Source organism: Afifella pfennigii DSM 17143 (genome assembly GCF_000688515.1).
Lineage (GTDB): Bacteria > Pseudomonadota > Alphaproteobacteria > Rhizobiales > Afifellaceae > Afifella > Afifella pfennigii.
In genome coordinates this window covers 1-20057 of sequence record NZ_JHZK01000021.1, presented here as the reverse complement: position 1 = coordinate 20057, position 20057 = coordinate 1, and the positions used below count along the sequence as shown (strand labels likewise).

The following is a 20057-nucleotide window of genomic DNA, read 5'->3' as shown; positions in this document are numbered from 1 at the left end:
AGGACGTCTATGGCTCCGACGACGATTTGGTTCATCCTCGGCGCCGCCATCGTGGCGGAGGTCGTGGCGACGACGGCGCTGGCCCGTTCCGACGGGCTGACGCGCCTATCGCCCACCCTTCTCACCATCGTCGGCTACGCCATCGCCTTCTGGCTCCTGTCGCTGACCTTGCGGGTGATGCCCACCGGCGTCGTCTACGCCATCTGGTCGGGAGCCGGCATCGTCCTCATCACCCTCGTCGCCTGGCTCTGGTACGGCCAGAAGCTGGACCTGCCGGCGCTTGTCGGCCTCAGTCTCATCGTCTCCGGCGTCTTCATCATCAATCTCTTCTCTCGCGCCGTGCCGCATTGATACCGGCACGAGCGCGATCGGAGAGCGCTCAAAGCCGCGTCAGGCCGGCAAGGTCGGGAAGCTCGGCCACCGGCGGCAGGTCGTGATATTCGTCGGCGGCGCCGGCGCGGTTGATCCACACGGTGCGGAAACCGAAGGCCGTCGCCCCGGCGATGTCCCAGCGGTTGGAGGATTGGAAGGAGACGGCCTCCGGATAGACGCGAAAGCGCGTGGCGACGAGCTCGTAGACGCGCTCGTCGGTCTTGTAGGCCCTGAGCTCGTCGACCGACAGGACCTCGTCGAAAAGACCGTCAAGACCGGCGGCGGAGACGGCGGAGGCGAGCATGCCCGGCGAACCGTTGGAGAGGATGGCGAGCGCCTTGCCCTCCGCCTTCAACTGCTTCAGCGCTCTGGGCACCTCCGGGTAGCAGTCGAGCGTGCGATAGGCCTCCAGAAGCGTCGGCTTCATGGAGGAATCGGCCGTGGGGAAGCTGAGGAAGGCGTGTTCGAGCGCCTGTTCCGTCAGCGTCCAGAAATCCAGGTAGCGCCCCATCATGGAGCGCACCCAGGAATATTCCAGCTGCTTGGCCCGCCAATGGGCGGAAAGCCGCTCGGCGTCGGGACCGACCGCCTCGGCGTGGCGGCGCACCGCCGCATGCACGTCGAAGAGCGTGCCGTAGGCGTCGAAGACGAAAATCGCAGGAGCCATGTTGCGCCTCTTTCTCAGCGCCAAGGCTCTAGCAAGGACGGGCCGTGGAGGCCACCGGCCCCGACGCCGCCGTTGCGCTGAGGCGCGGTCAAAGCGTCTCGCCCCCTCGCCTGCGGGCAGCAGGAGAGCTAAGAAGGTGCCGTTGAGAGGGCATCATGACGGATTGGTCGAGAACCTGGACCTGGCTCGAAGGCGACTGGCACGAGGGCAACGTGCCGATTCTCGGGCCCCGCAGCCACGCCATGTGGCTCGGTTCCTCCGTCTTCGACGGGGCGCGCGCCTTCGAGGGGGTGATGCCGGACCTGAAGCGCCATTGCGAGCGGGTCAACGCCTCGGCGCGGGCGCTCGGGCTCGATGCCCTCGTCGAGGTGGAGACGATGATGGCGCTCACCGTGGAGGGGCTGGCGAAATTCCCGAAAGATGCCGCCATCTATATCCGGCCGATGTACTGGGCGGAGCAAGGCGGCTTCATGTCGGTGCCGGCGCTCGCCGAATCGACGAGATTTTGCCTCTGCCTCTACGAGACGCCGATGCCGGAGCCGAAGGGCTTTTCGCTCACCCTGTCGCCCTTCCGCCGCCCGACCATCGAATGCATGCCGACCAACGCCAAGGCGGGCTGCCTCTACCCCAATAACGGTCGCGCCATCCTGGAGGCGAAGGCGCGCGGCTTCGACAACGCGCTGGTGCGCGACATGCTCGGCAATGTCGCCGAGACGGCGACCTCCAACGTCTTCATGGCGAGGGATGGCGTCGTCTTCACCCCCGCGCCCAACCGCACCTTCCTCAACGGCATCACCCGCCAGCGGGTGATCGCGCTGATGCGCGAGGCGGGGATTGAGGTGCGCGAGCAATGCCTGACGGTGGAAGATTTCCTCACCGCTGACGAAATCTTCTCCACCGGCAATTATTCCAAGGTGGTGCCGGTCATCCGCCTGGAAGAGCGCGACCTGCAGCCCGGCCCGATGGGCATGAAGGCCCGCTCCCTCTATTGGGAATGGGCGCATAGCTGAGGTGACGTGAGCCTTGATGGAACTGCCGGGCGGCCCCGCCCCTTGATGGCAGACAGGAGTTGACCCGATGCATCGTCTTCTTGCGAGCGCCTTGCTCGCCAGCTTTTTCGCCGTCCCGGCAACGCCCTTGCCGGCGGCGGAGCCCTTCTCCTTCGACAAGGGCAAGGGCACCTGCGCGGTGCTGACGAGCCGCTATCCGCCGCAACAGCTATGGTTCGGCTGGGTGTCGGCGAAACGCAAGCCGATCTATGCCGATGGAACCCGTCCCTTCTACGCCGAAGGCTGCTTCCGCACCGAGCGGGAATGCCGGCGCTTCATCAACGAAGGCGTCAGCTTCGCCAACGGGCCCGTCGTCACCATGGGCTGCCGGCCGGGCGTGCCGGCGCGGGCGCTCAGGTAGCGCGAGCTTATCTGCCGGCGCTCGGGCGCGGCGGCACGGCCTTCAGATAGGCGGCGATGGCTTCAAGGTCCGACTTTTCAAGCCGCGCCAGTTCTTCCTGCACGGCCACCATGGAGCCGCCGACGGAATCGAATTCGGGCGTGAAGCCGCTTTCGAAGAAATAAACGAGATCGGCCTCGCTCCAGGACTCCACGCCGTCGGCATGCGGGGTGATGTTAGGGATCCTACCCTTGCCCTCCGGATTGGGCGCGCCGGCGAGCCAGGCATCCTCCCGCATGGCGCCGAGCGTGCCGCGCGGCGTGTGGCACTCCCCGCAATGGCCGGCCCCCTCCACGAGGTAGCGGCCGCGCAGAAGCCGCTCAGCGTCCGCCGTTAGGGAAACGACGGGCGCGTCGGAAAGATAAAGCCGCTTCCACAGGCCGAGCCCGCGACGGAGATTGTAGGGAAAAGCGAGGTCGTGCCCCGCCACCTCGTTGGAGACGGCCGGCAGCGTGTCGAGATAGGCTTTCAGGTCGAGGACGTCCTCCGCCCGCATGCGCGCATAGGAGGCGTAGGGAAAGGCCGGGTAGTAATGCGCGCCGTCCGGCGAGACGCCGCGCTGCATGGCGCCGACGAAATCGGCATCGCTCCAGCCGCCGATGCCGGTGGCCTCGTCGGGCGAGATGTTCGGGACGCGGAAGGTGCCGAAATCGGTGGCAAGCTCCAGCCCGCCGGCCAGCTTCAACCGCTCGTCGCCCTCCGCCTTGGGCACGGCGTGGCAATTGGCGCAGCCGCCGAGCTGGAACATCGCCTCGCCGTTCTCAAGGTCCGGTTGATGCTGCGGCAAAGCCGCCGTCGAAATCGAGCGTGGCGCGGTCAAGAGCCAGAACAGCGCGCCGGCGGCGACCGCGATGAGGGCGGCCGCCGCGAGGAGCTTCTTCGCCAAGGTCAGTTCTTCTCGATGCGATAATCTTCGTGGCAGGATTTGCAATTCTGCGCGACATCGCCGAAAGCGGCCTTGAAGGTGTCAAGGTCGGCCGGCTGGCTGGCGAGGGCCATCTCGGTGGCGCCCTGCAACTCGTCGATCTTCTCGTTGAAGCCTTGCATGTCTTGCCAGATTTTCGGCGCCGCCTCGGTGTCGCCGCCGGTCTGCGAATCCTCGGGAAAGAAATGGCCGACGGAATTGGCGCCGGCATTCAGCGTCGCCAGCACCAACATGCCGACGGCGGGATTGTAGGGGATTTCGCCCTTGGCCATGCCGCCTCCGACCTTGGCGGCGGCGCCGTAGGACTTCATGATCGCCTGGCGCGACTGGATGGCGCCTTCGCCGGCTATCGGGCCCTGGGCGTAAGCGACGCCGGCGGCGACCGCGGAGGAGACAAGAAGGGCAAGCGTTAAGCTGCGGAACATGAAGCGTACCTCCCAAGTATATCTGACGGGCGCTATTATAGAGAGGAGCAACCTTCCAGCTACCGGTGAACGCTGCGTCCGGCGCTTCTCACGCAGCTGTGAGAGACTTGGAGATTTCTGGAGATCGTATGATGAAAAGCCTCATAGGCGCGACGTTCCTGCTGACATTTCTCGGCGGCGCGGCGCTCGCCGGCGTCTACTCCCCTCCCCCGCCGCGCGGCGGCGGGCCATGCGAGGCCGGGTTCGGCCCATGGCGCGGCACCTATTCCGGCACCAGCCAGGATCCGTTCAACGATTGGGTCCGGCCGGTGAGCGCGCAGGCATGCTTTCCGAGCGAATATCTCTGCCGGCGCTGGCTGAGCGAGGTGCAGACCTGGGCGGTCAATCCCGGCCTGATGAAGTGTCGGCGCGTGGACCAATAGGTGCGGCTCGGTTCGGCGCTATTGCGAGACCCACCCGGGCGAAACGACCGACTTCCGCCGGTCTGCACGGCCGGCAGAGGTAGCGCTTGCCCGCGAGCGACCGGCGACGCCCGCAGGCTCGCCGGGCAAGGCGCCATCTACCCGCAAGCATCGACTACTCTTCACGTTTTCGCGAGACGGCCGTTTTCCCGGCAGCGCGTCATCTCCACTTGACCGGCGTCAAAGAAGCTCGGCGCCCTGGCCCGCACCTTCTCGGACGCAAGGCCGAGCCGGTCCTTTGCCCATAAACGGGAGGCAGGGGCCGAGCAGCGCGAAAGGAGAGCCTCACCCATGCCCAAGATGAAAGCCGCCATCTTCGTGGAGCCGAACCGCATCGTTCTCGACGAGAAGCCGGTGCCCGATGTCGGACCTCTGGATGCCCTCATCCGCGTCACCACGACGACGATCTGCGGCACCGACATCCACATCCTGAAGGGCGAGTACCCGGTGGAGCGGGGCCTGACCATCGGCCACGAGCCAGTCGGCATCATCGAGAAGCTCGGCTCGGCCGTTGAGGGCTACGAGGAAGGCCAGCGCGTCATCGCCGGGGCGATCACCCCGAGCGGGCATTCGGCCGCCTGCCTCATCGGCTGCCATTCGCAGGACGGGGCCGGGACCAAGCACGGCTTCAAGCCGCTCGGCGGCTGGCGCTTCGGCAACACCATCGACGGAGCGCAGGCGGAATACCTCCTGGTGCCGGACGCCATGACCAACCTGGCGCCGATCCCCGACGGGCTTACCGACGAACAGGTGCTGATGTGCCCGGACATCATGTCGACGGGCTTTTCCGGGGCCGAGCGCGGGCGGGTCAAAATCGGCGATATCGTCGCCGTCTTCGCGCAGGGCCCGATCGGGCTGTGCGCCACGGCCGGCGCCAGGCTGATGGGCGCCACCACCATCATCGGCGTCGAAGCCGTGCCGGCGCGCATGGAAATCGCCCAGAAGATGGGCGCCGACCATATCGTCGACTTCACCAAGGTCGATCCGGTGGACGAGATCCTGCGTCTCACCGACGGGCGCGGCGTCGACGTGGCGATCGAGGCGCTGGGGCTGCAGGAGACCTTCGAGGCGGCGCTGCGGGTGCTGCGGCCGGGCGGCACGCTCTCCTCGCTCGGCGTCTATTCCGCCGACCTCAAGATCCCGCTCGACGGCTTCCTCGCCGGGCTCGGCGATCAGACCATCGTCACCACGCTCTGCCCAGGCGGCAAGGAGCGCATGCGCCGGCTGATGCAGGTGATCGCCTCCGACCGCCTCGACACGCGCCCGCTGGTGACCCACCGCTTCAAGCTCAACGACATCGAGGAGGCCTACGACCTCTTTGCCAATCAGCGCGACGGCGTCTTGAAGGTGGCGATCACGCCTTAGGGCCGGAACCGGGCTCGGCGGCCGGCACCGCGCTCTCTCGTCATCGCCGGTTGCCGAGGCCGAGCCCGGGCACGACGACAGGGCATCCCGTGCCGGGCTGCAGGACCTTTCGAGCAGGCACTGCGACACGCAGAGCCGGGGGCCAGCTGGGGAATATCCCGCCCGCCTCAGCGATCTCTTTGCGCGAAACTCTCCATATAGGCGCGCAGGACAGCGTTCATGCGCGTCTGATATCCCTCGCCTTGAGACTTGAACCAATCCAGCACATCACGATCGACGCGAAGGCTGATGGGTTTCTTGGATTCCGGTTCCTTGAGCACAGCCTTTTGCCAAAACTCCGCGCTCAGTTCGGGACCTTCCGGTGCGTCGGCGTCGTGATGCAGTTCACCCCGCCCACGCATCTCCCGCAGGCTGTCGAGCGAGCCTTTCCTGATATCGCCGTCTTTCATGGCGACCACCTTTCCATGCGGTGATGAGGCGGATCGTGCCGTCACGGATGGTATAAACCACGACGAAGCACTCGTTCTCCACCAAGCCCACCGCAATCCACCGATCTTCGCCATATTCCTTCCGGCCGTCTTTAGATACAAAGACAGGTCCCTCAAAGATGAACGCGGCATAGAGGATATCGACCTTTCTACGCTCGATGACCTCCTGCCGCTTCGTCTCGCTCCACTCGAACTCCATGACGCTCTCTCCTGAGCAGCGAGTTTTTTTGGCCGAGTATCCTCGTCATTTACTCTGCTTGTTCAGGTTTTGCGATTTCAACTTCAGGTTTGTCGCGTGAGGGATGCTTAGTTCAAGGAAGCTTCAGTCAGACTGGGCTTTTTGCGTCCTTCAGAGCGTCAGGTTTTTGGGACAGTCAGAATTCAGGAACGAGTTTAGCGCTTTCGATCGGTTTCTTCTGTTTCGTCGACGAGACTCAGCATGAGCCAGTCTTAGGCCCATGCTTCTGTATATACATAAAGCATATACGATTTTCAAGGCCTACTAGGGGATTTTTCAGGACGTTGCCCGACACGAAAAAACCCCGGCCGTGAGGGCCGGGGCTTGAAAGCTCGAAGAGCCGGAAAGCCTATTTTGCCGCTTCGTAGAGCTCGGCGACGTAATCCCAGTTGACCAGGTTGTCGACGAAGGCCTCCAGGTATTTCGGCCGGGCGTTGCGGTAGTCGATGTAATAGGAATGCTCCCAGACATCGACGCCGAGGAGGGGCGTCGCGCCGTGGACGAGCGGGTTCTCGCCGTTCGGCGTGTTCATCACCGTCAGGCGCCCGTCCTTCATGGCGAGCCAGGCCCAACCGGAGCCGAACTGGCCCTTGCCGGCATCGATGAACTTGGTGCGGAACTCGTCGAAGGAGCCGAGATCGGAATCGATCTGGCTGGCCAGGCCGCCGGGGAGCGAGCGCCCGCCGCCGCCGGACTTCATCCACTTCCAGAAATGGATGTGGTTGTAGAACTGCCCCGCCTGGTTGAAGAGCTTGGGATTGTCGGAGTGGCTCTTCTTGACGATCTCCTCAAGGTCCATGTTCTCGTATTCGGTGCCCTTGATCATGTCGTTCATCGTGTCGCAGTACGCTTTGTGGTGCTTATCGTGATGATATTCCAGCGTTTCTGCCGACATATGCGGGGCGAGGGCGTCGTAGGAATATGGAAGGTCCGGCAGTGTGAACGCCATGAAGATGTCTCCTCTGTCTGAAATGGCTCCGGTCGCAGGATCAACACGGGTGCGTGGCGGCCGGTTCCGCGGAACATAAGGGCGCGGGCGCCTTTGGCAACGGCGCGGGGCGCAAATGAGATGCGCGGCTGCGCGCCCCTCAACGGGTGGCGATTTCCAGGACCAGCTTGCGGCGCACGACCTCGGCGAAACGCTCCGGCGCCTCCACCGACATGACGAAAGCCGCCGGGCCGCCGATGACGTCACGACGATAATGCTCGATGAGGGGCTCGGCGCCGATGCGGCGCACGACGCCGCCCGGGCGGTTGATGACGAGGCCGTTGATGGTGATGCCGGCCGCGACCGCGTCCTGGCGCGCCAACTCCAGCGGGCGCCCGCCGATATTCGGACCGTCGCCGGAAACGTCGATCACCTTCTTCAACCCCTCATAGCCATTCTGGGTGATCTTGGCGTGGGAATAGGCGATCGCCTCTGAGATGGAATTGTAGCCGGTGGCGGCGCGAGGCGTCGCGCGCAGCGCCGCGGCGAAGGCCGCCGCGTCGGCGGCACCAGCGATCACCGTCCAGTCGACGATGGTGTGCTGCGAGGCCGGCCCGCCCCATTCCACATAGGCGATAGCGATGGCGCCGATGAGGCCGGCCTCGATGACCTTCAAGAACTCTTCGCTCTCGATGGCCGAGGCGTAGCCTCGGCGCTGGAAGAAGAGCTCGTCATCGTCGATGGAGCCGGAGCCGTCGGCGGCGAGAACCAGCTCCACATCGACTTCGACCGGCTGGGCGCGCGCCGCATGCGTCGTCAGGAGAAGCGCCATGAGCGCCAGTGCCGGAAGAAGCCGCATGAGGCAATTGTGGCGTCCTTCAGCCGGCGGGCAAGGGCTCCTTCTGTGCAAGCCCCATCACCTTCAGCGCGAAGGCGTATTCGATGGCGACCTCCTTCAGGGCGTCGAAGCGGCCGGAGGCGCCGGCATGGCCGGCGTCCATGTTGGTGCGCAGAAGAAGGAGATTGTCGTCCGCCTTCATCTCGCGCAGCCGCGCCACCCATTTGGCCGGCTCCCAATAGGTGACGCGCGGATCGGTGAGCCCGGCCATGGCGAGGATCGGCGGATAGGCCTGGCGGCGCACATTGTCGTAGGGCGAATAGCCGAGGATGGTGCGGTAGTCGGCCTCGCTCTCCACCGGGTTGCCCCATTCGGGCCATTCCGGCGGGGTGAGCGGCAGGGTGTCGTCCAGCATGGTGTTGAGGACGTCGACGAAGGGCACGTCGGCGATGATGCCGCCGAAAAGCTGCGGCGCCATATTGGCGACGGCACCCATGAGCATGCCGCCGGCCGAGCCGCCATGGGCGATGATCCGACCCTCGGCGGTGAAGCCCTCGGCGAGGAGATGCTCGGCCGCCGCCACGAAATCCGTGAAGGTGTTCACCTTCTTCTCGCGCTTGCCGGTCTCGTACCAGGCAAAGCCCTTGTCCTTGCCGCCGCGAATATGGGCGATGGCGTAGACGAAGCCGCGATCGACGAGCGACAGGCGGGTGACGGAAAAGCCCGCCGGGATGGCGATGCCGTAGGAGCCGTAGCCGTAGAGAAGGCAGGGCGCGGAGCCGTCGAGCCTGGTTTCCTTGCGGTAGAGCAGGGAGACCGGCACCTCCTCCCCGTCCGGCGCCCTGGCCATGACGCGGCGGGCGACATAGCGGGCGGGATCGTGGCCGGAAGGCACCTCCTGCTCCTTCATCAGGCGCCGCTCGCGGCTTTCCATGTCGTAATCGAAGACGCGCGAGGGCGTCGTCAGCGAGGAATAGGAAAAGCGCAAGGTGTCGGTGTCGAACTCGTAGCCGGGGTCGATGCCGAGCGCATAGGCCTCCTCGGCGAAGGCGATCTCGTGCTCCTCGCCCTCAAGCCGGCGCACGACGATGCGCGGCAGGCCGCCCTCGCGCTCCAGGCGCACCAGATGGCGGGCAAAAAGGGCATGGCCGAGGATGAGACGGCCCGGCCTGTGCGGCACCAGCTCGCGCCAGTTTGAAAGCCCCGGCGCCTCCACCGGCGCCGTCACGATGGCGAAATCCTTGGCGCCGCCGGCATTGGTGCGGATGAAGAGCGTGCCATGCGCCTCGTCGACGTAATATTCCAGCCCCTCGCGGCGCGGCTCCACCAGGACCGGCTCTGCCTCTGGCCGGTCGGCCGGGATCAGCCTTGTCTCGGAGGTCTCGTGGGTGTGGCAGTCGATGACGATGAAGCGTTCGGAGCGCGTCATGCCGAGGCCGACGAAGAAACCGGGATCGGCCTCCTCGTAGACGAGAACGTCCTCCGAAACGGGGCTGCCGAGGCGATGGCGGAAGACTTTCGAGGGCCGGTGGTTGGCGTCCAGACGCACATAGAACAGATGCTGGCCGTCGGCGGACCAGATGGCGCCGCCGCTGGTATCGGGGATGAGGTCGGCGATGTCCTCGCCGCTCTCAAGGTTCCTGACCTGCAAGGTGTAGAATTCGGAGCCGGCGTCGTCGAAGGACCAGGCGAGGCGGCGGTGGTCCGGCGAATGGGCGGCGCCGCCGATCTTGAAGTAGGCGTGGCCCTCGGCGAGCGCGTTGCCGTCCAGAAGCACCTCTTCCTTGCCGCCATCGCGCGGGCTGCGCACGAAGAGCGGATGCTGACCGCCCTCCACATAGCGGATGGCATAGGCGAAGGCGCCGTCCGGCGCCGGCACGGAGGAATCATCCTCCTTGATGCGCCCCTTCATCTCGGCAAACAGCCGCTCCTGCAGCGCCTCGGTGTCTTCCATCGCGGCAGAGAAGTAGGCGTTCTCCGCCTCCAGATAGGCGCGGATATCCGCGTCCAGGCTGGAGGGATCGCGCATCACCTCCTGCCAGTTCTCCGCCCGCAGCCAGGCATAGGGATCCTGGCGGGTATGGCCGTGACGGGTGATCTCTGCCGGCCGCTTGTCGGCGCGCGGCGGGCGGCTCGTGTGAAGCGTCTTTTCCATGGCGGGCGGGTTAGAGCGGATTTTTCGTCAGGGCAAGGCGGGAGGGCGGCCTCTTGCGGCGACCGGAAGCGGGCGCAGCTTGTGCCGAAGAAGCCGGAGCGATCAGGCGAACCGGGTCCTGCGCCGGATGGCGAGGCCGGCGACGATGAGAAGGAACGCCGCCAAGCCGATGACGCCGACGAAGGCTTGCTCGAAGGCCTGGCGAGCAAGGCTCGCCAGTTGCCAGGCCTCCAAAGGCTCCAGCCGCTCGGCCAGAAGCAACGCCTCGTCGAGACTGTCGCGCGCCTGCGCGGCCACATCTTCAGGCAAGAGCATCGCGCGGGTGTAGAGCGCCGACATCAGGCTGCCGAAAACGGCAACGCCGAGCGCGCCGCCCAACTCGTAGGACACTTCCTCCACCGAGGCCGCCATTCCGGCACGCGCCTCGGAGACCGACAGCATGATGACGCTGGAGGCCGCCGTCATCGCCGCACCGACGCCAAAGCCCATGACCGACATCGCCGAGAGCCAAAGCCAGTCCTCGCCGCGATAGCTGGCGAGATAGCCAATGAGAGCCGCGCCCGTGAGAAGAAGCGAGGCCCAAAGCACCCTCTCCGCCCCCAGGCCCGGCAGCGCCAGACCGGTGAGCGGGCCGGCCACCAGGGCGGCGATCGGGATCGGCAGGATGAGCAGCCCCGCTTCGAGCGGCGAATGGCCGAGCACCAATTGCAGGCGCTGACTGAAGACCAGCTCCACCCCAATGAGCGCCGCCGAGGCGACCAGCGCCGTCGCCACGCCGGCCGAAAAGCGGGGAATGGCGAACAGCGAGAAGTCGATGAGCGGAGCGCGACTGTTCATCTGGCGACGCACGAAAACCGTCATGGCGAGGAGGCCGACGACAAGGCTCAATGCCGCCAGGGACCAGGAGGGGTCGCGCTTGGCGATCTCCTTCACCGCAAAGACGAGACCGATGAGGCCGACCATCACCTGCACCGATCCCAGCAGATCCCAAGACCGGCTTCGGTCGCCGGGCCGGTTGACAAGAAGCACCGCGCTCGCGGCCAGAGCCAGGGCGATGACCGGGACGTTGATGAGGAAGACGGAACCCCACCAGAAATACTCAAGCAGAACACCGCCAATGACCGGCCCGATGGCCGCGCCGCCGGAGGCGATCGCCGCCCAGATGCCGATGGCAAAGGCGCGTTCCTTTTCGTCCGTGAAGGTCAGCCGGATCAGCGACAGCGTGGCGGGCATCATCATGGCAGCGCCGACGGCCAGCAGCACCCGCGCCGCAATCAGCGCCTCGGGCGTCGGCGAGAACGCGGCGCAGAGCGAGGCCAGGCCGAAGACAGAAAGGCCGGCGACGAACATGCGCTTGTGCCCCAGCCGGTCGCCCAAGGTGCCAAGACCCGGCAACAGGCCGGCGACCACCAAGGGATAGGCGTTGACGATCCAAAGCTTCTCGGTCGCATTGGCGGCAAGGTCGTAGGTCAGTCTGGGCAGCGCGGTGTAGAGGACCGTCATGTCGATGACGATGAGAAACAGCGCAGACGAGACAGTGGCCAGAATCAGCCAACGGCTGCCGGGCGACATGGATGAGATTCCTCAAAAAACGGCGTGACGCGGAGCTTGGCCGCATCGGACAACCCATATAAATACGGATATACTGAAATTGAAGGGAAAAATGGCCGGACGACCTCGCAGCATAGACCGCGACAAGGTTCTGGACGCCGCCGAAGTCATCGTCGGCGAACTCGGCGCTTCGGGACTGACCTTCGAAGCGGTGGCGAAGGCCGCCGGGATCACCAAAGGCGGGGTGCAATATTGCTTCGGCACGAAGGAAAACCTCGTGCGGGCGATGATCACGCGCTGGGGCGATGCGTTCGAGGAGGAGGTGAGACAATACGCAGGCCCGGCCCCCTCCCCTCAGGCGGTGATCCGCGGCCATCTGGCGGCCACGCGGAACGCCGATGCGGCGGAGCATTCGCGCTCGGCCGTGATGATGACGGCGTTGCTGGAAAAGCCCGATCAGGTGGCGGCCAGCCGCGCCTGGTACACTGAACGGCTTGCCGGGCTCGACCTTGCGCGCGCCGAAGACAGGAAGCTGGCGGTGGCCTTTCTGGCGGGAGAGGGCGCCTTCCTTCTCAAGGCCTTCGGGTTGATCGACCTTAGCCAGGAGCAATGGAACGCGCTCTTTGCCGATATCCTGGCGCTGGCGCAGGAACCAGGCAAAGAAGGCGAAGGCTGAGGCTCAGGCGGCCGAGCCAGGTGTTCTTGCGGCGGAGCCGCGCTGCCTGGTCGGCTCAGGGGCAGTCGCTGTCGCGCACGTAGCGGGCCTTCACCCAGCCCCTGGTGGTGCGTTCGCCGCTGTAATGCGTCACCGGACACCAGCGCTGCGGCCAGGGACGCGAGGCCGGCTCGCACGGCGCGTGAAGATGGACGATGCCGTGACGGCCGGGCGCGAGCGCATCGACGATGCGCGAGGAAGCGGACGGCCCGGCGCGCATGTTGAGCGCATCATCGGCGGCGACGTTGACAACGACGAGGCAACCGGGACCGGAGGTGGCATGGGCCGGGCCGGCAAAGAGCAGGGCGAGGAGCGAGGCAATAAGGGCTCTCATCGAGGCCTCTTCAGGTTACCGGACCACGGAAGCCGCATTGAGAGGAGGGCAGCGACAGGAGAAGGCCGAGAACGACCGCGCGCCCCTCCCCTCACCGCCGCTTGACGCTGCCCAGCACGCCGCGCGTCAGCCGGCGCGAGAGTTCGGCGGCGAAGGTGCGGGCGGCCTGCTTGGCCGCCGTCTCCACGACGCTCTGGCGGCGGCCGGAGCGTCCGAAAAGCCCGTCGATGATGCTGCCGACGATGCCGCCGCCGTTGCTCGAAGAAGAGCTTGCGCTCGTCTTCCCGGCTTTTTGGCGCGCCGCCGTCTCGTCCGCCGCCGCCTCCGCCTCCTCCTCGGCGGCGGCGCGTGCCTCAGCGCGCTCCTTCAGGATCTCATGCGCCGATTGCCGGTCTACCGGCTTATCGTAAAGCCCATGAACGGGGCTTGCCGCGAGGACCTTCTGGCGCTCCGCCTCGGTGATGGGGCCGAGCCGGCCGGAGGGCGGGCGGATCAGCGTGCGCTCCACCATCGAGGGCACGCCCTTCTCGGCGAGCGTTGAAACCAGCGCCTCGCCGACGCCGAGATTGGTGATCACCTCTTCGGTCTCGAACTCAGGGTTCGGCCGGAAGGTCTCGGCCGCCGTCTTCACCGCCTTGGCCTCGCGCGGGGTATCGGCGCGCAGCGCATGCTGCAGCCGGTTGCCGAGCTGAGAGAGCACGCTGTCGGGCACGTCGAGCGGGTTCTGGGTGACGAAATAAACGCCCACCCCCTTGGAGCGGATGAGCTTGACCACCTGCTCCACCTTGTCGACCAGCGCCTTCGGAGCCTCGTCGAAGAGGAGATGCGCCTCGTCGAAGAAGAAGACGAGGCGCGGGCGGTCCGGGTCGCCGACCTCCGGCAGCTCCTCAAAAAGCTCCGACAGGAGCCAGAGAAGGAAGGTGGCGTAGAGCCTCGGCGAGGCCATCAGCTTGTCGGCCGCGAGCACGGAGACGATGCCGCGCCCGTCATGCGAGGTGCGCATCAGGTCGCGGATATCGAGCGCCGGTTCGCCGAAGAATTCCTCCCCGCCCTGCTGCTCCAGGACGAGAAGCTGGCGCTGGATGGCGCCGACGGAGGCGCGCGAGACGTTGCCGTACTGCCCTGAGATCTCCTTGGAGCGCTCGGCGATATGGGCGAGCAGCGATTGCAGGTCCTTCAGGTCGAGGAGAAGGAGGCCTTCCTCGTCGGCGATCTTGAAGGCGATGTTGAGGACGCCTTCCTGCACGTCGGTGAGGTCGAGAAGACGCGAGAGGATGAGCGGGCCTATCTCGGAGACCGTGGTGCGCACGGGGTGGCCCTGTTCGCCGAAGAGGTCCCAGAAGATCGTCGGGCTGTCGCGAAAGGCGTATTCCTCGGCAAAGCCGATCTTCTCGGCGCGCGCCGTCAGGAATTCCTTGCCCTCGGCCGTGCCGGCAAGCGCGATGCCGGACAGGTCGCCCTTGATGTCGGCGGCGAAGACGGGAACGCCGGCGGCCGAAAAGCCCTCGGCGAGGATTTGCAGGCTCACCGTCTTGCCGGTGCCGGTCGCCCCCGTCACGAGGCCATGGCGGTTGGCGTAGCCAAGATTGAGATATTCGGCCTTGTTGAGGCTGTCGTCCTTGTGGCGGCTGGCGCCGAGAAAGATGCGATCGTCTGCAAGCACGCCCAAGGCCCGCCTCCACTTGCCTGTGTTCGCCAGAGCTTATAGCGCCGGGCGATGGCCGGGCAAACTTCGCTCCGGCCTGGCGCAAAATACCTTGCGGGGCGTTGTCGCCGCGCCTAGACCGTCGCCACAACGGTAAGGCGGCGGGAGCAAGACAGCATGGAAGAGCTCATTCAGCGCATCACGGGGCGCCTCGGCGCCGACGAGCATGTCGTGCGCCAGGCCGTTACGGTCGTCTTCACCTTCCTGGCCAAGGAGGGCCCGGCGGAGGATATGCGCGCGCTCATGGAGGAAATCGACGGGGCGGAGGCCTTCATCCGGCCGCGGGCGGACGACGATGCCGCCACGCTGGGCGGCCTCGGCGGGCTGATGGGCGGCGGCGTCATGGAAATCCTCGGCGAGTTGCAGGGGCTCGGCCTCGACCTCGCCCAGGTGCAAATCCTCGCCTATGAGGTGGTGACCTTCGGCGAGGAAAAGGCGGGCAAGGAGCGGCTGGAGCGCATTCTCGCCAGCATCCCCGGCCTGTCGCAATTCGTCTGAAGCTGGAATTTCCGAACGGCTTGCGCCTTAATGGGGGATTGCTGGCGGGAGGTGCGGCATGCCGTCTTATTCCATCCGTGCCATGGAAAGCATCGGCCCTGCGCATCAGGAAAAGCTCAAAAGGGCGCGCATCCGCACCACCGAAAAGCTCCTGGAGCGCGCCTGTACGCCGAAGGGCCGCCGCCAGCTCTCCCAGGAAACCGCGATTGAGGAGAAGCTCATCCTGCGCTGGGCCAATATGGCCGATTTGATGCGCGTGCGCGGCGTGGCGGAGGAATACTCGGAGCTCCTGGAGGCGGCCGGCGTCGACACGGTCAAGGAGCTGAAGCGGCGCAACGCGGCCAACCTGACGAAGCGCATGCAGGAGGTGAACGACAAGCGCCGGCTGGTGCGGCTGATGCCCAGCCAAAAGCGCGTCGAAGCCTGGATCGAGGCGGCGAAGTCGCTGCCCGCGAAGATGACCTATTGAGCCCGGCCTACTAAAGTCATGTGCTCAAACGACCGGCGCCGCCCTGTGGCGGCCTTGCCGCTCGTGCCCGCCGGGGAGTAGAAACGGCCAAGAGAGCCAAGATGACCGCAGCATCCGACCGAACATCCCTTAACACCTTCCCGCCCGCCAGCGAGGAGAGCTGGCGAGGGCTCGCCGAAAAGGCGCTGAAGGGGGCGCCGTTCGACAGCCTCACCACCTTGACGCGCGATGGCATCGTCATCGCGCCGCTCCATGCGCGGGCGAAGGATGCGCCGGTACTGGCAGCGCGCGCGGGCGCCTGGGAAATCGTCCAGCGTATCGACCACCCGAACCCCGAAGCGGCGAACCGGCAGGCGCTCGCCGATCTCGCCGGCGGGGCAAACGGGCTCGCGCTGGTCTTTCAAGGCGCGGCCTCGGGCGCCGGCTTCGGCCTGCCGGCCAGCCAGGCGGGACTGGAAGCGGCCTTGAGCGAGATCGAGCTTGAAGCCATTTCGCTGCGACTGGAGCCCGGCGAGGATGCCGGAGCGGCGGCGCGGGCAATGGCGGCGCTGGCGGCGAAGCAGGGCCTTCAGCCGGGCAGGCTCGATATCGCCTTCGGCATCGACCCGATCGGACATGCGGCGCGCTTCGGCGAGGAGGCGGATATCGCCGGGCTCGGCGGCCTCTTCAAGGAGCTGGCGGAGGCGGGCTTCGCCGGCCCGTTCCTTACGGCCGACGGGCGGGTCTATCACGGGGCCGGGGCGAGCGAGGCGCAGGAGCTCGGCGCGGTCCTTGCCACCGTCGTTGCCTATCTGCGCGCCCTGGAGACGGACGGCGTGGAGCCGCAAAGGGCGCTTTCCGGCATCTCGGTGACGCTCGCCGCCGGCCACGACCAGTTTCCCACGATCGCCAAGTTCCGGGCGATGCGGCTCTTATGGCGGCGGCTATGCGAGCTCTGCGGGGGCCAGGCGCCGCTCCGCCTGCATGGCGAGACGGCCCGGCGGATGATGATGGCGGCAGACGCCCATACCAATCTCATCCGCACCACCATCGCCGCCTTCGCAGCCGCCGCCGGAGGCGCGGACAGCGTTTCCGTCCTGCCCTACTCGGCGGCGAACGGCCTCGCCGAGGCGCATGCGCGGCGGCTGGCGCGCAACATCCAGCATCTGTTGATGGCCGAATCCGGCGTGCATCATCTCGACGATCCGGCCGCCGGCTCCGGCGCCGTGGAGGCGCTCACCGATGCCCTCGCCGAGAAGGGCTGGGCGGAGTTCCAGGCCATCGAGAAGGAGGGCGGCATGGCGGCAAGCCTTGCCTGCGGGGCGCTGGCGGGGCGGATAGAGGCGATGCGCGAGGCGATGCTTCACAAGGTGCGCGCCGGCGAGACGCCCTTCGTCGGGGCGACGATCTATCCGAACCCCAAGGCGCCCGACATCGCCATCCTTGAGGCGGCGCGCGCGGAGGCGGCGAGCGGGCTGGCGCCGCTCGGCGCGGCAGAGATCGCCCGAGAGACGGAGACCGCCGAGACAAGCGCCGGCGAGGGGGCGAAGGCATGAGCCGCATTCCGGATTTTTCCAAGCAAGACTGGAAGCGGCCAGCAATCGGCGAGAACGGCGCGGCCGGCCAAGGCCATAGCGCGCCGGAAGGCATCGTCCTTGCGCCGCGGCCGGGACCGGAAGCGCTCGCCGGCATCGACTTTCTCGACACCTATCCGGGCATCGCGCCCTATCTGCGCGGCCCCTACCCGACCATGTATGTGCAGAAGCCCTGGACGATCCGCCAATATGCGGGCTTCTCCACGGCCAAGGAATCGAACGCCTTTTATCGGCGCAATCTCGCCGCGGGCCAAAAGGGGCTTTCGGTCGCCTTCGACCTTGCCACGCATCGCGGCTACGACAGCGACCATCTGCGCGTCGCCGGCGATGTCGGCATGGCGGGGGTGGCGATCGATTCCATCCTCGACATGGAGGAGCTCTTCGCCGGCATTCCGCTCGATGAAATGAGCGTGTCGATGACGATGAACGGCGCCGTCCTGCCGGTGATGGCGCTCTACATCGTCGCGGCGGAGGAGCAGGGCGCGGCGCAGAAGGATCTTTCAGGCACCATCCAGAACGACATCCTGAAAGAGTTCATGGTGCGCAACACCTACATCTATCCGCCGGCGCCCTCGCTCAGGATCATCTCCGACATCTTCGCCTATACGGCGGAGCACATGCCGCGCTTCAACTCCATCTCCATTTCCGGCTACCACATCCAGGAAGCCGGGGCGACGGCGGATCTGGAGCTGGCCTACACGCTCGCCGACGGCATCGAATATGTCCGCGCCGGGGTGAAAGCGGGGCTCGACGTCGACCGCTTCGCGCCGCGGCTCTCCTTCTTCTTCGGCATCGGCATGAATTTCTATATGGAGGTGGCGAAGCTCAGAGCCGCGCGCCTCCTCTGGGCCAAGCTGATGCAGGAGAATTTTGCGCCGGCCGATCCGCGCTCCCTGTCGCTGCGGACCCATTGCCAGACCTCCGGCTGGTCGCTGACGGCGCAGGACGTCTTCAACAACGTGGCGCGCACCACCATCGAGGCGATGGCGGCCACGCAAGGCGGCACGCAGAGCCTGCACACCAACTCGCTCGACGAAGCGCTCGCCCTGCCGACCGACTTCTCCGCCCGGATCGCGCGCAATACGCAGCTGGTGCTGGCGCTGGAATCGGGCACCACGAGGGTCATCGACCCTTGGGGCGGCGCCTATGCGATGGAGAAGCTGACCGACGACCTCGCCCGCCGGGCGCTCGCCCATATCACGGAAGTGGAAGAGCGCGGCGGCATGACCAAGGCCATCGAGGCGGGCCTGCCGAAGATGCGCATCGAGGAAGCGGCCGCGAAGACGCAGGCGCGCATCGATTCCGGCCGCCAGGCCGTCGTCGGCGTCAACATCTACCCGAGCCAGGACGACCAGGACATCGAGGTCCTGAAGGTCGACATCGCCGCCGTCAGGGCCGAGCAGATCGCCAAGCTGAAGCGTCTTCGGACAGAACGCGACCCGGCGAAGCTGGAGGCGGCGCTGCATGCCCTCACCAAGGCGGCCGAGAGCGGCGAGGGCAACCTTCTCGCCCTTTCCATCGAGGCAGCCCGCGCCCGCGCCACGGTGGGCGAGATCTCCGAGGCGATGGAGAAGGCTTTCGGCCGGCATGTGGCGGAGGTGAAGACGCTTGCCGGCGTCTATAAACGGGAGGTCGGCGCCATGAACCAGGCGGTGGAAGAAGCGCTTGCCATGAGCGCCGCCTTCGCCGAGGCGGACGGGCGACGCCCGCGCATCCTCGTCGCCAAGATGGGCCAGGACGGGCACGACCGAGGCCAGAAGGTGATCGCGTCGGCCTTCGCCGATCTCGGCTTCGACGTCGATGTCGGCCCGCTCTTTTCCACGCCGGAGGAAGTCGCCCGCCAGGCGGTGGAGAACGACGTGCACGTCGTCGGCGTTTCCTCGCTCGCCGCCGGGCATTTGTCGCTGGTGCCGGCGCTGAGGCAGGCGCTCGACGCGGCCGGGGCCGGCGACATCATCATCGTCGTCGGCGGGGTGATCCCGCCGCAGGATTACGAAGCGCTGAAAGAGGCGGGCGCTTCGGCGATCTTCCCGCCGGGAACGGTGATCGCGGAAGCGGCGGCCAAGCTGCTCGCCGAGCTTATGATCGAGCGCGGCTATCGGGGCCGCGCAGCAGCGGAATAGGCTGCCGGTAAGCAAAGACCCAAGACCGTTTCGACTGGCGCGGCCTTTCTTGCTTGCACGCAGAGCGGGGGCGTCCGCCCCCGCTCCGGGCCGCGCTGCAGCGGCCGCGTGCTTGGCCGCGGTGGTCAGCGGCAGTTCACGGCGTTGTTCGGCGAGACCCAGGTGAGCGCGTTGCGATGCGCGCAACAGGCCGGGCAATTGAGATTGTCGAGATGCTCCGGCGGATTCTCCAGCGTGCAGCGGCCAAGCTCTCCGCTCGGAACCCCGGCGCAGACGTCCTGGGCGAGCTGCAGGAACTGAGGCGCCCACGTATCGCCGGTCCGTGGCGGCATCGACATCTGGTTTCCGGCCGCAAAGGCCGAGCCGGCGAGCATGGCGCCCAGGAGAAGGACGCCAAAGAAGAATTGCGTTTTCTGTCTCATCTCTTATCCCTCCCGATACAACATTCATCGGAGATTTCATCATATATGGCATTAGTTATACATTGGGATATAAAATATAATTTGGTTAATCGAATGTTATTTTATAATGTTGACTGTGAAGAACGCATAAGCGGCTGATAGTCGACGGATTTCGGTCTCTCGCAAGGTTTCGGTTTTGCAGGATTCGGTGGCTTGAGCCTGCGGAACCTTGCGATTTCGCATGCGGTTTGGGGATTCCCGGCGGCGCCTTTCCGTGATTCGATTGAGAGGATCACGAGAGGTGACGATGCGACCGAGAGCGCCCAATCGCGAGCTCACCGATGACCTGTTCCGCGCCCGGCTCGACCAGATCATC

Annotated in this window: 22 protein-coding genes; 10 read left to right on the top strand and 12 right to left on the bottom strand. The window is 66.1% G+C overall.

What is annotated here, in order from left to right:
• Nucleotides 1-9 precede the first annotated feature (9 nt).
• Nucleotides 10-351: an SMR family transporter gene (locus Q331_RS0114005; protein ID WP_026381199.1), complete on the top strand. Its 342-nt coding sequence runs from the start codon at nucleotides 10-12 to the stop codon at nucleotides 349-351.
• Between the two features lie 28 nt (nucleotides 352-379).
• Here the strand turns inward: Q331_RS0114005 and Q331_RS0114000 are convergent, their stop codons facing one another.
• Nucleotides 380-1039 (bottom strand): haloacid dehalogenase type II, encoded by a 660-nt coding sequence (locus tag Q331_RS0114000; RefSeq protein ID WP_026381198.1) that lies wholly within the window; start codon nucleotides 1037-1039, stop codon nucleotides 380-382.
• A gap of 155 nt (nucleotides 1040-1194) precedes the next feature.
• Between Q331_RS0114000 and Q331_RS0113995 the strand changes: the two genes are divergently transcribed.
• Together Q331_RS0113995 and Q331_RS0113990 are read left to right on the top strand one after the other, a co-directional pair.
• Nucleotides 1195-2049, top strand: a complete 855-nt coding sequence (locus Q331_RS0113995) for a branched-chain amino acid aminotransferase (RefSeq protein ID WP_026381197.1) — start codon at nucleotides 1195-1197, stop codon at nucleotides 2047-2049.
• A gap of 67 nt (nucleotides 2050-2116) precedes the next feature.
• On the top strand, nucleotides 2117-2449 hold the full coding sequence (locus Q331_RS0113990; RefSeq protein ID WP_026381196.1) for a hypothetical protein: 333 nt from the start codon (nucleotides 2117-2119) through the stop codon (nucleotides 2447-2449).
• A 7-nt stretch (nucleotides 2450-2456) separates the two neighbouring features.
• Here the strand turns inward: Q331_RS0113990 and Q331_RS0113985 are convergent, their stop codons facing one another.
• Both Q331_RS0113985 and Q331_RS0113980 read right to left on the bottom strand, forming a co-directional pair.
• Nucleotides 2457-3374: a c-type cytochrome gene (locus tag Q331_RS0113985; protein WP_026381195.1), complete on the bottom strand. Its 918-nt coding sequence runs from the start codon at nucleotides 3372-3374 to the stop codon at nucleotides 2457-2459.
• A gap of 2 nt (nucleotides 3375-3376) precedes the next feature.
• Nucleotides 3377-3838 carry a c-type cytochrome gene (locus Q331_RS0113980; RefSeq protein WP_026381194.1) on the bottom strand — a complete coding sequence of 154 codons (462 nt, stop codon included), beginning with the start codon at nucleotides 3836-3838 and terminating at the stop codon, nucleotides 3377-3379.
• Nucleotides 3839-3969: 131 nt separating this feature from the next.
• Here Q331_RS0113980 and Q331_RS0113975 point away from each other — a divergent pair, with 131 nt between their 5' ends.
• Both Q331_RS0113975 and Q331_RS0113970 read left to right on the top strand, forming a co-directional pair.
• Nucleotides 3970-4260, top strand: coding sequence for a hypothetical protein (locus tag Q331_RS0113975; RefSeq protein WP_156953357.1), 291 nt, complete (start codon nucleotides 3970-3972; stop codon nucleotides 4258-4260).
• A gap of 330 nt (nucleotides 4261-4590) precedes the next feature.
• Nucleotides 4591-5664, top strand: a complete 1074-nt coding sequence (locus tag Q331_RS0113970; RefSeq protein ID WP_026381192.1) for an NAD(P)-dependent alcohol dehydrogenase — start codon at nucleotides 4591-4593, stop codon at nucleotides 5662-5664.
• Nucleotides 5665-5831: 167 nt separating this feature from the next.
• Here Q331_RS0113970 and Q331_RS0113965 read toward each other — a convergent pair whose 3' ends face one another.
• The 6 genes from Q331_RS0113965 to Q331_RS0113940 form a co-directional block, all read right to left on the bottom strand.
• A complete protein-coding gene (locus tag Q331_RS0113965) occupies nucleotides 5832-6113 on the bottom strand; it encodes a BrnA antitoxin family protein (protein WP_034492297.1) in 282 nt (93 codons plus the stop codon).
• Entirely contained in the window at nucleotides 6049-6351 is a 303-nt protein-coding gene (locus Q331_RS0113960) for a BrnT family toxin (protein ID WP_026381190.1), read from the bottom strand. The genes Q331_RS0113965 and Q331_RS0113960 overlap by 65 nt, the downstream gene beginning before the upstream one ends.
• Nucleotides 6352-6739: 388 nt before the next feature.
• Nucleotides 6740-7339, bottom strand: a complete 600-nt coding sequence (locus Q331_RS0113955; RefSeq protein ID WP_026381189.1) for a superoxide dismutase — start codon at nucleotides 7337-7339, stop codon at nucleotides 6740-6742.
• A 139-nt stretch (nucleotides 7340-7478) separates the two neighbouring features.
• Nucleotides 7479-8177, bottom strand: a complete 699-nt coding sequence (locus tag Q331_RS21720; RefSeq protein WP_034492294.1) for a DUF1194 domain-containing protein — start codon at nucleotides 8175-8177, stop codon at nucleotides 7479-7481.
• Between the two features lie 19 nt (nucleotides 8178-8196).
• On the bottom strand, nucleotides 8197-10311 hold the full coding sequence (locus Q331_RS0113945) for a S9 family peptidase (protein WP_026381188.1): 2115 nt from the start codon (nucleotides 10309-10311) through the stop codon (nucleotides 8197-8199).
• Between the two features lie 102 nt (nucleotides 10312-10413).
• The gene (locus Q331_RS0113940) at nucleotides 10414-11883 is read right to left on the bottom strand and encodes an MFS transporter (RefSeq protein WP_026381187.1); all 1470 of its coding nucleotides are present in this window, start codon (nucleotides 11881-11883) and stop codon (nucleotides 10414-10416) included.
• Between the two features lie 91 nt (nucleotides 11884-11974).
• Between Q331_RS0113940 and Q331_RS0113935 the strand changes: the two genes are divergently transcribed.
• Nucleotides 11975-12538, top strand: a complete 564-nt coding sequence (locus Q331_RS0113935) for a TetR/AcrR family transcriptional regulator (RefSeq protein WP_026381186.1) — start codon at nucleotides 11975-11977, stop codon at nucleotides 12536-12538.
• 55 nt (nucleotides 12539-12593) lie between these two features.
• On the opposite strand, the gene Q331_RS0113930 is transcribed toward Q331_RS0113935, so the two are convergent.
• Complete coding sequence (locus Q331_RS0113930) at nucleotides 12594-12911, bottom strand: SH3 domain-containing protein (RefSeq protein WP_026381185.1); 318 nt, start codon at nucleotides 12909-12911, stop codon at nucleotides 12594-12596.
• Nucleotides 12912-13002: 91 nt separating this feature from the next.
• A complete protein-coding gene (locus tag Q331_RS0113925) occupies nucleotides 13003-14574 on the bottom strand; it encodes a helicase HerA-like domain-containing protein (RefSeq protein ID WP_026381184.1) in 1572 nt (523 codons plus the stop codon).
• A 159-nt stretch (nucleotides 14575-14733) separates the two neighbouring features.
• Here Q331_RS0113925 and Q331_RS0113920 point away from each other — a divergent pair, with 159 nt between their 5' ends.
• The 4 genes from Q331_RS0113920 to scpA all read left to right on the top strand — a co-directional run bounded on the left by Q331_RS0113920 (nucleotide 14734) and on the right by scpA (nucleotide 19280).
• Entirely contained in the window at nucleotides 14734-15114 is a 381-nt protein-coding gene (locus tag Q331_RS0113920; RefSeq protein WP_026381183.1) for a hypothetical protein, read from the top strand.
• 58 nt (nucleotides 15115-15172) lie between these two features.
• Nucleotides 15173-15583 carry a DUF4332 domain-containing protein gene (locus Q331_RS0113915; RefSeq protein WP_026381182.1) on the top strand — a complete coding sequence of 137 codons (411 nt, stop codon included), beginning with the start codon at nucleotides 15173-15175 and terminating at the stop codon, nucleotides 15581-15583.
• 101 nt (nucleotides 15584-15684) lie between these two features.
• Nucleotides 15685-17118, top strand: coding sequence for a methylmalonyl-CoA mutase family protein (locus Q331_RS21715; RefSeq protein WP_051631177.1), 1434 nt, complete (start codon nucleotides 15685-15687; stop codon nucleotides 17116-17118).
• A complete protein-coding gene (gene scpA, locus Q331_RS0113905) occupies nucleotides 17115-19280 on the top strand; it encodes a methylmalonyl-CoA mutase (protein WP_026381181.1) in 2166 nt (721 codons plus the stop codon). The genes Q331_RS21715 and scpA overlap by 4 nt, the downstream gene beginning before the upstream one ends.
• Before the next feature lie 125 nt (nucleotides 19281-19405).
• Here scpA and Q331_RS0113900 read toward each other — a convergent pair whose 3' ends face one another.
• On the bottom strand, nucleotides 19406-19702 hold the full coding sequence (locus Q331_RS0113900; protein ID WP_026381180.1) for a hypothetical protein: 297 nt from the start codon (nucleotides 19700-19702) through the stop codon (nucleotides 19406-19408).
• Nucleotides 19703-20057 lie beyond the last annotated feature (355 nt).